Here is an 11,858-nt window from a genome sequence, read left to right on the forward strand (position 1 = left end):
GGAGTGCCCGGCGCTTCAGCGCACCGCCACCGTTCCGTTCACGGCGCCACCGCTCGCGATGCCGCCGGGTGTCACCGCGCTGACGGAAACCTGCAGCACGTCGCCGGGATAAAGCTCCGTGTCCTCGTCCGCGAGGAAGCGCGCGCGGCCTCCATCGTCCTTGCGGACGATCATCACCTGGGGCTTCAACGCGGCGCTCGGGCCGGCGTCGGGCAGGTCCAGCGTCCGCTGCCGCACGAGCATCAGGCCGTTGATCCGCGAGCGCAGGCCTTCGGCCCTGCCGTTCGCTTCCTGCAGGTCGCGCAGCAGAACCATGCGTAGCTCCACATCGAGCCGGTCGAGCTGTGACTGCATCTCGACGCGCAGCCGCCGGACCTGCATCAGGCGCGAGGTCGTTTCGAGCCGCCGGGACGCCGACAGCATCACGGCTCGCCGCGCATCCGTTACCCGCTGGCTGATCAGTTCCCCGCGACCGTAGAGCTTCGTGGCGCGCTCCAGCTCCTCGGTATCGTCAGCGGCGCTCTTGTCCTCGACCTTCTGGCGTTCGGCCAGGACCTCGATCTCGTCGTCGCATTCCTTGAGGGAGCGCACGAGGGCATCCCGGCGGCGATGCTGATCGGCCTCGACGGCGGCGACGCGCTCGGATTCGAGGGTCAGGATCTGGGTGGCGCTCGCACGGGTGATGGGCCCGCCGACGAGGGTGGAGAAGTCGAAGGGTGCGTCCTGCCCCAGCAGCTTGCGCAACCCCCAGATCCGTGCCTCGATCCGCACGTATTCCGCCCACAGGGCGCCGAACTCGGCCTCGAAATTGGCCGTCTCGGCGAAGCGGTCGCCGGTGCCGAAACGCACGAGCGAATAGCTGCCGGCGGCCGTCACGGCCTGACGCACGGTCATAGACGGGCGATAGACGTATTCGCCCGGTTTCAGAACGTCGCCGTTGACGTAGATCGGTCGGTATTCGACGACGCTGGCCGTGACCTCGTCCGGGCCGATGATGATGTCGACTTGGCTGCCATCGGGCATCCGGCGCTGAAAGACCTTGGCGGCGAGCGCCGCCTGGACCTGGTCCTGCAGCTCCGCGGCGGTGAGACCGGCGACCTTCATGGTGCCGATCAGCGGAAACGCGATATGGCCGTCGATGCGCACGGGCAGGCGGCGCTGCAATTCGGGTGCTGCCGTCACGACGATCTCGATCACGTCGCCAACGTCGACCCGGAAATCTGCCCTTGCCGGGACGAGGAGGACGAGCAAGGCGGCCACGAGGACGAGGGGAAAGGGAAGCCGGGCGGACAGCCGGCGAGGAAGCGGGACCAGCATGGCCTCGCCGGCAAGCCGCCGTGCGACACCGCTGCCGCCATCACCCGTATCGTGCCACATGCGGCAAGAAGAGCCTGTCAGATCCATGGTCGTGGCCCCGATGGTTGGTTTGGCGGTGCCCCTCCGAACCTGCCCGTGCGCGATCCGGTCGGGCCGGTCCCGCAGGGGCCCGCGTCACGTCAGCGCCCGGCAAGGGCTGCGTGCCGCTGTGGATGCCGCCGGGGCCTCGGCGAGCGAGCGCTCCTCTGCATCGTCCGCCACCGTCGACAGGTAGGATTGATGGCTGAGGGCCCAGATGGCCGCCTGGGTGCGGTTGCGGACCTTCATCTTTCTGAGCAGCACCTTGAGATGCGCCTTCACCGTGCCTTCGCTGACGGCAATCTTGCGCGCGATGAGCTTATTCGAGTCGCCTTGGACGAGGCAGCGCAGGATGAAGTGCTGACGCGGCGAAAGGGCAGGCAGCCCATGCTCCGGGACGTGCGCGAAGGATGTTGCGGCCGTCTCCATGCCGAATGCCGCTAGCTTGACGTCGGCACCCGGCCCCGGCTCCGGATCAGAGCGCTTGGGGGTGTCGTCGTCGCCGCCCGCCGCGTCGCTGCGATCGGGCGAACGCTCGGTGTCGTCGGCGAGATTGAGCGCCCACAGCACCGGCTGCACGACCGGCTCGCCCAGCATCACGAGCTCGAGCGCCTTGATGAAGACGTCGCAGGCTGACACATGGGCAAAGCACGCATTGGCGCCGGCCCTGAGCGCGGTGGCAATGTCGCTGCGGCGGAGGCTCTCGCCGAAGACCGCAATGCGCGCCGTCGGGCAGGCGTCCCTGAGCGATCGGATCTGCCTGATCTTGTGATCAAAGTCGGAATCGACATCGACGATAATCAAAGCCGAGCCCGAGACGGGAAGAGCCGATATATCGAGCCCGTCGAGTGCGGGGGCTGACATGATCTCCGTAAAACTGGCGCCACTCAGAACCCGCGCTAAACCTTCCCTTAGAAGTGTATTTGAGGATACAACAATAGTAATGGCAGGAATTTGTCTCATCCCCACATCCCCTGCCAGCGTGATCCCGGACATTAAAAATTTATCTTAAATGATGCATGTGTCAACGCGGGGCAGTTAATCTGTTTAAATTAGCTGCCGGAATTTGGCGTTGCCGCTCATGGGTTTCAGACCTTTCGCCAAGGATCGATTGGGGGCGGGCGGCGTCCTGCGGGGCCGCACCGTCAGGACCGCGGCGCGGCCAGGCGCAGGAGACCGGGCGCGAGCCCCAGCCGCCGCCAGATCCAGAGCGCCATGGCGGCATTCCAGGCGAGCAGGGTGCCCGCCGATCCGAGGGCCGCGCCGGCGACGCCGAAGAACTGCACCAGCACCAGGCTGACGACGATGTTCGCGCCGGCTGCGCCGACGAGCAGTGTCGCGGCGCTGCGCTCGTGCCCCGTCATGGTCATCACATAGAGTTGAGATCCGGCCCCGACGGCGAGCACCTGCGCGACGAGCAGGATGCGCAGCGGCACGACGCCCTCGCTATAAGCTGTGCCGAAGGACGACATCAGCGGTTCGGCGACAACGAAGATGACGGCCGCGATGGCCGCGGCCGCGGCGAGCGTCCACTGGGCGGTGCGCTGTACCAGCGCCTGCAGGGCGTGCCGGTCCCCGGCCGCGTGCAGGCTGGAGATTGCCGGCGCAAAAAGCGTGTTGACGGCCACCCGCGGCAGGGTCACGAGCAGCGCGACATTGAACGCCAGGCTGTAGATGCCGGCTTCCGTCGTATGGTCCATCCAGCCGAGCACGATGACGCCGGTGCGGTTGAGCAGCACCTCGGTCGCCCCGGCGATCATCAAGGGCAGGGCCGCGTTCCGCCAGGCGGCCGTATCGTACTCGGGCGGGACCTCCGGTCCGGGCAACGGATGATGGGTCCGCATGGCGTAATGGGCGAGCAGCAGGCCGGTCACGGCACCGGCGAGGGCGGCGGTGAGGGCCCATTGCGCACTGATCTGGCGGCCGACAAGAAGGGTCGCAATCGTGACGAGCACGACGAGGCTGCCTTCACGGACGATGCGGTCCGGGGCGAGAGCGGCGACGACGGCGCCCGAGGCCCGAAGCACGGTGCATTGGACCCGCAGCAGCGCGACGAAAGGAACCGCGGCAAAGCCGATGAGAAACGGCACGGCCAGGTCGTCGTCCGGCTGCCAGGCCAGCATCAGGCAGGCGCTCGCAAGGGTGAGGGTCAACCCGACGACGGCGACGCTGCGCCGGGCGTAGCGCACGACGCCGCGCATCAGCGCCCAGGCTTCCTTCGCTCGGTAGACAGGCACGAAACGCAGCAGCGCGACATCGAAGCCGAGGGTCGAGACATAGATGAGGACCGTCGCCCAGGCCGTCACATAGGCGTAGATGCCATAGTCGTGTACGCCGATGAGGCGCGCGACGACGAGCTGCGAGAGATAGGTGATCGCATAGCCGGCGCTGTAGACGAAGAAGGCGACGAGGCCGCCACGCCGCACGCGCCCGGCAGCCGCGGCAGCCGAGAAGAGATGCGCCTCCGCGCCTTTGCCGTCGGCCGGTTCGCCCGCGGGGGCGTCTACTGCCGGCACGGTCTTCATCGGTTTCATCCGCCGGACCTCCTCAGCTCCTGGTGCTGCGCGGAACGGTATTGACGAACCACCTCCTGCTCGATCCGCTCGAGGCTGCTCTCGGTCGAGGGATCGTCCACCGAGCAGGCACACAGGACCGGATGTCCGCTGCGGACGAGCAGGTCGCGGAGCTGGTGCGCGACCGGAACGAAATCCGGCCTGTCGCGGCGCTCGAAGAAGCGCTCGATGAGCTGCAGGCGCGACAGCCGCTCGATCGTCCGCTTTTTCAGCAGCGTCGGGGATACGCTCACGAGCACCGAGAGCTGCGCGAGCGGGATGCTTTCGAGGAGCATGACGAGCGACGCGACGTCGGCGTGACCGGAAAGGATCGCCAGAGAGCAGAGCTCCTGGACGAGCCCTTGGTCGAAGATCGTGATCCGCCCCAGTCGCGCGGCGCCGTACCAGGCCTGCGCCATGCGGCAGATGTATTGGGCCTCGCGCAGCCGCGTGAGGATGCCGCGCGGGGGCAGGGTTTTGAGCATGCGGTTCGCGAGGGCGATCTGCTCGGCATTGGCGAGGGGGTGGCGAACGATCGACAGGGTTTCGGCGACGGACCTGCGCATGCGGCGGATGGGGGCGAGCTGGCGTGTGAGGCGGTCCGGCCCGCGCAGTGGAACGAGTTCCGTCGGCCTGCTGCTGTGCCAGAGGACCGTGTCGTAGCCCTGCGCGTTCAGCCGTGCGGCGAGCATGCGCGCCAGCGTCGTTTTGCCGGCGCCCGGAGGACCGAAAAATTCGACGATCATGGGGCCTGCCTTTCTAGAGGCGCTGCCAGATTTCTCTCTTTGCCCGCAGGATCACCTCCTCGAGTGGCCGGTCGGCATCAAGGCAGACGATGTCCGCGCCGCCGAAGGCGAGTCCGGACAAGGCGTCGAGTCTTTGACGGATCACTGTCGGATCCATGGCGGGCTCGCGCAGCGCCAGGGACTCGGGTGCCGCCAGGAGCTTGAGCACCAGGTGGGGTGGCAGCCGCCGGGCCCGTTCGTAGACCGCCCGTTCGTGCCGCCGCAGCCAGCCCGGCACCGCCGGCAGGCGCTCCAGCAGCGGGCCGTCATTGAAGCGCCGGCTCTCGCACTGCGGATAGCGGTCGGTCAGCACGAGAAGGCCGCGGTTGGCGCCCCGCCATGCCGCGGCGAGCTTGGCACGCTTGTCGGCCGCCACCGCCAGGGCCCAGACGGTGAGCAGAAGGCCGTAAGCAAAGGACGGAGCGGCGGCCGAGGGCTTGCCGTGCGAGGCGACACGCGGCTTGCTGCCGGCGGCGCGGGTCGCGAGCGGCAACAGCCATTTGAGCGGCCGCAGGACCAGCGACGGGCGACCGTCACCGGTGCCGAAATAGATCGGCAGGACGTCGAACTTCGGACTGAGCCATTGCGTGAGGGCCGAGAGCAGCGTGGATTTGCCGCTGCCGTCGACCCCGACGAGCGCCACCACGAGGCCGCCGGCGGCAGGGCGGCGGTTCCACGGGCGCGGCAACTGCACGACGTCGCGGTTGAACCGTCCGAGAAGCCAGGACATCGACCGGCCTGCGCTGCGCAGCGCGCTCTCCGTCCCGTTGTAGGCACGGGCGCCGTCGGCCAGATGGTGCCGGATCGCCCGGCCGAGGGGCGAGTGGCGGTCCGGCAGGGGGCCGTTCAGGGCATCGGAGAACGCCACCGCGAGATCGTCCGGCAGCAGCGCCGCGGCCAGCGCATACAGGTCTTCGCGCGACACCTTTCCGCGAAGGCCCTGCCGGGCGGTAGCGAACGCCGCGCGTTGCGCGCGCCCGCGGCGCAGCGAGACGGGGTCCCAACCGCCGCATTCGAGGCAGCAGCGCGTCAGAAGGAGCAACGCCTCCGAGGCCGGGTCGAGGTGCCTGACGGGCAGGTGCTCGTGGGAGACGGCCCGCGCCAGCACCGCCTCCTCCCACGGCAGGTGCCAGTGCCGCGTCAGCGGTCCGCCGCTCACCAGCCGGGTGTGCAGGTGGACATGAACGAGACGTCCGTGGCCTTCGTCGAAGCCCAGATAGGTGAAGACTCCGACCGGTTCCCGATCCTTGACGGAGGGGAAGAACTTGAAACCGGCGGACAGCAGGATCGCCTGGGCCCGGCCGTGGTCGGCGCGCGAGACGAGGAGATCGAGGTCGCCCTCGCCGCCGAGGGCACCGGCGAGCTTCTCCGTGCCCTTCCAGTAGCAATAGCAAATCTGTTGCTGGCCGAAGCGCGCGAGGAGGTCGAGGACGAGATCCGGCCGCGGCGCGTGCGGTGGCATCGGCCGCAGGGCCCGCAGGCGGCGCTCGGCTCGGTGCGGTTGGACCATCAGGCGCTCCTCTCGACAGGGCCGGCGTCCTCGGCCGTCCGTGCGGAGGGGCGATCGGCCGGTGGCCGGTCGGGACCGGGGCCGAATGCCGGTGGGTCACCACCGGTGTCGCCGAAGGAGAGCCGCGCCTGCTGCTTGAGCTTCACATGCGAGAGCACGGCAAAGGTCGCGCCGGGGCCGGGCTCGTCCATCGCGCGGAATCGGCGCAGGAAGCTCAGCGCATGTTCGGCGACGTCACGCTTCGTTGATGCCCAGCGCACAACGAAGAGCACCTGGTCGGCGATGGACGGCAGCAGCCGAGCCTCCGACGCGCCCAGCACCGGCGGTCCGCCCACGACGATGACGTCGTAGGACTTGCGCAGGTCCGTCAAGAGCCGCGGCAGCCCTTCCGGCTCGAAAAACAGCAGCGGATCGACGCCAAGACGCGACAGGCCGAGATAGTCCACTCCGAGCTCGGGCTGGGGAGCAATCATCTCCCGCATTTGCTCGCGCGAGGGCGAGCGCCGGTTGCCTGCGCGCGCCGGCTCGCGCGAGCGTTCCGCTGCCGGAAGGATATCGAGGTCGATCAGGAGGACCCGGCGGCCAAGGGTGCCGAAATAGGCCGACAGTGCCGCTGCAAGCGTCGACTTGCCCTCGCCGGCGAGGCTCGAGGTGACCAGGACGACCCGCGAGCCGCGGCCGGTGTGATGTGCCTGCAGGGCTGCCGCGATGTTCCGCACCGCTTCCGAATAGGGTGAACCGGGATGGTTGAGGATGTGGAGCCTCGGCGCACCGATGGCGCCGGCGCGCACCCGCGGGAAAAGGCCGATGCATGGAATCCCCAGGACCCGCTGAACTTCCCGGTCGCTGCGCAGGCTGCGGTCCGCTCGTTCCAGGATCAGTGCGAGCCAGCAGCCCGCCATGAGGGACAGGAAGGCGCTCGGCACCACGAACAGGAGCGGATTGTGCGAGCTCGGCCAAGTCGGCACGGCGGCACGCGATTGCACCCCGATGCCCGGCCGGATGCTCGCTTGCGCTTCCTTCATCTCCGTGCGGCGGCGCAGCAGGTTTTCGTGGAACTCGGCGGCCTCGCGGCTGAGGCGGGTCAGGTCGCGGATCTCGCGGTCCGCGTCGACAGCGCCGCCCGGCCCGGAAGGCGCTTCGACGCGGCGTCGGATCGCATCCTGCACCGCCTGCTGTGCAGCCTGCACCTCGCGCCGCGCGGCGTCGACCTGACGGTCGATGTCGTGCAGCTGCGCCACCGCATCCGCCTCCATCTGTTGTTGGAGGCTGTCGACATAGGCCTCGGCGATGCGGTTGGCATAGATGGCTGCGGTACGCGGGTCGGGCGAGGTGAAGGCCACCGTGATCAGCCGTGAGCGCCGCTCCTGGAGGACCGTTGTCCTGCGGTAGAGGTTCTCCAGGAAACGGTCGGCCTCGCTGCGTCCCGACAAGGACGGGATCCAGACGGTGAGACGCTGCAGCATCCGCTGGCCGATATCCTGTCCGGCTGCCTCGGAGCGGCCTCCGGCCGCGCTCTCCGGCGCACCGAACGACGGTGCAGCGGGCGCCTGAGCGTCGGGTTTCGCAAGTTGCAGCGGCTGCAGGCGGCTCGCGACACGCCGGAGGTGGTCCCGGGAAGCGATGAGGGCGAGGTGAGTGTCGATGATCTCATCGAGGATGCGCTCGGGTGCCTGGCCGCCGCCGGCGGGGCGCTCCACGGTCAACTGGGCCGTCGCGGTGTACTGGGGCGGCACAACGAGCGCGAGGATCGCAGCCAGCAGCGTCCCCGCGGCGGCGATGGCGACGATGAGCCAGCGCCTGCGCAGAAGCGCCTGAATGAGGTGAAGGAAGGGGGGAGCAGCCGTCGGATCCTGGAGCGGTCCATGCCCGCGATCGTCGGCGAAGTTCTTGGACCGGCCGGGTTCGGCGAGGCGCAGGATGCCTTCCGTGTTCAGTACGCGCATGGTTCCCGGTCTCCCGTTGGAAAGGCCGCACCCGTCCTTTGTCGGGCGTCCGCGGGGAACGGCCCGGCCGTCGCCGCGAGGCAGAAGACCAGAGCGAACCAGACGACCGGCTGGCGCAGGATGAAATGAAACAGGCTGTAAGCGGCGAGGCCGCACACGAGCGTCGTGACGGCATCGAGCCGGCCGCGCCAGGCGCCCACGAGGATGCCGCCGATCAGCCATCCAAGACCGAGAAGGGCCGGGAGCCCGCCCTGCACGAAGACGTCGAGCACGGTGTTGTGCGCCTCGAAATTCGGGGCGAGCCTGACCTCCGGCTGCGGAACGTCTTGCGGCCCGCCGCTCGTGCTGCGGCGCCCGATGGCAATCTCATCCGGGATCTTCAGGTGCGGGCCGGGACCGAGGCCGAGCGCCAGGGCCTCGAGCCCGCGGCGCATGGCTTCGCTCCAGATGGCGATGCGCAGATTCGCCGTTTCGCGCGTCTCCCGTTCGCCGCCGCCACGCATGGCATGCGCGGCGACAGCCTCTGCCTGCTGCGCGAGCGACGAGCCGAAGGGAGCGGCGAGCGCGACGGCAAAGGGCAGGGACAGGGCGAGTGCCCAGGCCGCGGCCGAGCGCAGCGGCAGGGGGTTCACCTCGGCGAGCATCCACGTCCTCAGCTTCATGAGGACGTAAACGACGCCGGATACCGCGATGACGAGGAGGAAGGCATCGCTCTTCGTCAGGCGCCCCACGACGACGGCGACGACGATGCATAGGCCTGCAGCCAGCCGCGGCAGCGGCTGCCGCGCGGTGTCGGCGAGGTGGAGCGCGAGGAGCCCGATGATGGCGCTCGTCAGGGCAAGCTGGTTGGCGTTCTCGGTGAGGCCGCGCAGCCGGTCCCATTCCCAGGTTGCGAACTGCCCGCCGCCCGCATCGAACCAGCCGAGGACCGCCTGAAGCGCAAGGAGCCCCGTGCCGAGACCGACGAACAGCCAGATGCGCGGACGCAACCGGCCGCTTGCCTCGAGATGGATGACGCCGAAGCAGCTGATGAGGGCGGCGAGCCCATAGGCCGCGATGTCATGATAGAACCAGCGGGGGTCATGCATGTCGCCCATGGCATAGCCCGTCATAGCACCGAGACAGAGGGCGGCGGCGAAGGCCGACCAGAAGATCAGGAGGCGGCTCAGGGCGTGCGTCAGTGGTGGGCCGAGCCGGGCCATCTCGCGGGTCGCCGTGATAGCGAGCCACAGAAGGAGGAGCGCCTCCCCCGGGCCGATTGGAATGGCAGCCACGCGCAACTGTGAGGTCGTGGAGAGCAGAAGGCCAATGATGAGCATGAGATCCAGCAGCATGGCTCACCCCGACGACGATACGCTCGGGCCCGAGGCTGCGGCTCCGGACCTTGCAGCGAGCTTGGCGGGCGGCAGCGGCGCATAGGCCGGCCATAGCCGAGCTGCCCCGCCGAGCCGGCAGAGAATCTCTTCATAGAGGGCCGCGTAGCGCTCGACGGTGACGTCGAGATTGAGCTCCTTGCGGACATGGGCCGAGGCGCGCGCGGCGTAATTCCGCGCCGTGGTCCGGTCGCGCAGCAACTGAAGGATGGCCTGCGCGAGGCGGGCCGGCGAACGGGCAGGGACGACGAGCCCGCTTGTGCCGTGGTCTATCACATCTGTGCACCCCGGCATGTCCGTCGCTACGCAGGGCAGGCCCGCAACGCAGGCCTCCATCAGCGCGCGGGGCACGCCCTCGCGCAGCTCGGTCGGAAAGGCGAAGACATCGGCCATGCGCAGCAGCGACGGCACGTCCGCCCGTACTCCGAGCGCGCGCACATAGGGTCGATGCCGGTCGATCTCTGCCTTGCCGATGGCCAGCGGACCCTCGTTCTCGCGCGGGCCGATGAGGAGGAAACGCACGTCAGGCACCTGCCGATGCACGATGGCGGCCGCCGCGAGCAGCGTCGCGATGCCCTTCTGTCGCGTCAGACGCGCGACGGTCACGACAACAGGTACCTCGCCGAGCGCGAGTTCGGCGCGAAGCGCCGTGGGCGAGGGTCCGTCCGCCACCGCGCGGTCGAACCGCGCGATATCGATGCCCGAGCCCGGGATGACCCGATGGCCGGCCGTGCCGAGGAGACGGTGTCGGGCGAAGAACACCTCGTCGTCCCGGTTCTGGAAGACGAGTTCGGTCGTCAGGCGGGAGGCCTTGCGCTGCAGGAGGGTAAAGACCGGCCTGAGGCCGAGGGCAAGCGGCGACCGAGACGAATAGAGCCAGCCGAGCCCCGTGATCGTGCTGACGACCGGCACGCCGCCCGCCGCATGGGCGGCGAAGGGCACGAGGATGTCGGGCTTCGTATCGAAGCACTGGATGATCGTCGGCCGCAATTCGCCGATCAGCCGGGACAGTGCCGCGATCGCCGCCCGGTCGGTGCGCGGGGCGAGGAAGCGGCTCATGGCATAGGGATGATAGTCGATCGCCGCATTGGCGAATGCGCCCGCATCGCCCGTGCCGGCCGCCGACACGTTGAGGCCGCGCTCGCGCAGCGCGAGGAGGAAGGGAATGCGCAGGGCGTGGTCGTCACCGCCGATGCACAGGAGATGCGGACGCATGCCGTGCATCACGCCCTCCCGGACATGGGGGTCGCCTGCGCCCGTGCAGCCATTGGCCGGCACGCGGCCGGCGCCGTGGCGGGCTCTGCGATGGCTTCGCCGATGGGGCGCCAGGACAAGGCGCCTGCCAGGGCGTCCAGACGTCCGGCACAACGGGCGAGATTCACGCGCTGACGCATGGCATCGAGCGTGCGCATGCCGGCCACGTGCGGCTGCCCGGGGTCCATGTCCCAGGGGTGAATGTAGAACACATAAGGGATGCCAGTGCGCAGGATCCGTTCGACACCCACGCGCCACAGCCCGTAGGGCACCAGCCGGAAATAGCCACCGCCCCCCCAGGGCAAGGCGAAGCGGCCCATGGGAAGGCAGGAGATGCAGATTTCGTGGAGCCCGTCGATCACCTCGAAGGGGCCGGTGCCCGGGCTGATGCCCTCGAGGCGGCCGTAGCGGTCGTGCGCCGTGGTGGGGAAGAACGAGGAATCATAGGCGAAGCCCAGATCGCGCAGGATCGGCAGTGCCCAGTTCGTGATCGAGAAGCAGGGTGCGCGATAGCCGCGCACGGGCCGGCCGGTGATATCCTCGAGGACCATCTTCGATCGTCGCACATCGTCGCGGAATTGGTCGGGAGTCAGCGAATAGACGGGTTCGTGCCAGTAGCCATGCGACGCCACCTCGTGGCCGGCACCGGCGATGCGGCGAACGAGATGCGGATAGCGCTCGCCGACCCATCCGAGGATGAAAAATGTGCCGCGGATCGAGCGTCGTGCGAGGATGTCGAGCACGCGCGAGGTATTGTGCTCGACGCGGCTTTCATAGTCCGGCCAGCGGTCTTTCGAGACCAGCGATCCATAATTGTAGCTGTGAAACCAGTCCTCGACATCCACGGTCATGAAACAGGCGCGCGCCCCGTCCGGCATGTGACTTCTCCCCTTCACTCCTGAACTCGGGCGCTTTGTTCGTTCTTGCTGCTCCGGCGTTTGGATGGAGATTGACTGGCACCTCCCGGTTCTGTGCTTGCCGAGTTATGGGAAGAAACGCGGCAGGCATGGCGGGCGCTGATTTTTTCTTTCCAGCGCCAAGTG

At 68.6% G+C, this 11,858-nt stretch carries 9 protein-coding genes; all 9 read right to left on the reverse strand.

The features are described from left to right. Positions 1-15 precede the first annotated feature (15 nt). On the reverse strand, positions 16-1,404 hold the full coding sequence (locus ASC46_RS08205) for a polysaccharide biosynthesis/export family protein (RefSeq protein WP_082464759.1): 1,389 nt from the start codon (positions 1,402-1,404) through the stop codon (positions 16-18). An 87-nt stretch (positions 1,405-1,491) separates the two neighbouring features. After that, on the reverse strand, positions 1,492-2,391 hold the full coding sequence (locus tag ASC46_RS21595) for a LuxR C-terminal-related transcriptional regulator (RefSeq protein WP_082464760.1): 900 nt from the start codon (positions 2,389-2,391) through the stop codon (positions 1,492-1,494). Between the two features lie 149 nt (positions 2,392-2,540). Further along, complete coding sequence (locus tag ASC46_RS08215) at positions 2,541-3,929, reverse strand: oligosaccharide flippase family protein (RefSeq protein WP_063188402.1); 1,389 nt, start codon at positions 3,927-3,929, stop codon at positions 2,541-2,543. After that, on the reverse strand, positions 3,926-4,693 hold the full coding sequence (locus tag ASC46_RS21105; RefSeq protein ID WP_055458797.1) for an AAA family ATPase: 768 nt from the start codon (positions 4,691-4,693) through the stop codon (positions 3,926-3,928). The genes ASC46_RS08215 and ASC46_RS21105 overlap by 4 nt, the downstream gene beginning before the upstream one ends. A 13-nt stretch (positions 4,694-4,706) precedes the next feature. Continuing rightward, complete coding sequence (locus tag ASC46_RS08225) at positions 4,707-6,242, reverse strand: hypothetical protein (RefSeq protein WP_055458798.1); 1,536 nt, start codon at positions 6,240-6,242, stop codon at positions 4,707-4,709. Continuing rightward, positions 6,242-8,188, reverse strand: coding sequence for a tyrosine-protein kinase domain-containing protein (locus ASC46_RS08230; protein ID WP_055458799.1), 1,947 nt, complete (start codon positions 8,186-8,188; stop codon positions 6,242-6,244). Before ASC46_RS08230 ends, ASC46_RS08225 begins: the two co-directional genes overlap by 1 nt. Continuing rightward, entirely contained in the window at positions 8,176-9,522 is a 1,347-nt protein-coding gene (locus ASC46_RS08235) for an O-antigen ligase family protein (protein ID WP_055458800.1), read from the reverse strand. Before ASC46_RS08235 ends, ASC46_RS08230 begins: the two co-directional genes overlap by 13 nt. 3 nt (positions 9,523-9,525) lie before the next feature. Further along, complete coding sequence (locus tag ASC46_RS08240; RefSeq protein ID WP_072249458.1) at positions 9,526-10,785, reverse strand: glycosyltransferase; 1,260 nt, start codon at positions 10,783-10,785, stop codon at positions 9,526-9,528. After that, positions 10,785-11,693 (reverse strand): XrtA system polysaccharide deacetylase, encoded by a 909-nt coding sequence (locus ASC46_RS08245; RefSeq protein ID WP_055458801.1) that lies wholly within the window; start codon positions 11,691-11,693, stop codon positions 10,785-10,787. The genes ASC46_RS08240 and ASC46_RS08245 overlap by 1 nt, the downstream gene beginning before the upstream one ends. Between the last annotated feature and the right edge of the window lie 165 nt (positions 11,694-11,858).

It is taken from the genome of Chelatococcus sambhunathii, assembly GCF_001418005.1.
Classification (GTDB): domain Bacteria; phylum Pseudomonadota; class Alphaproteobacteria; order Rhizobiales; family Beijerinckiaceae; genus Chelatococcus_A; species Chelatococcus_A sambhunathii.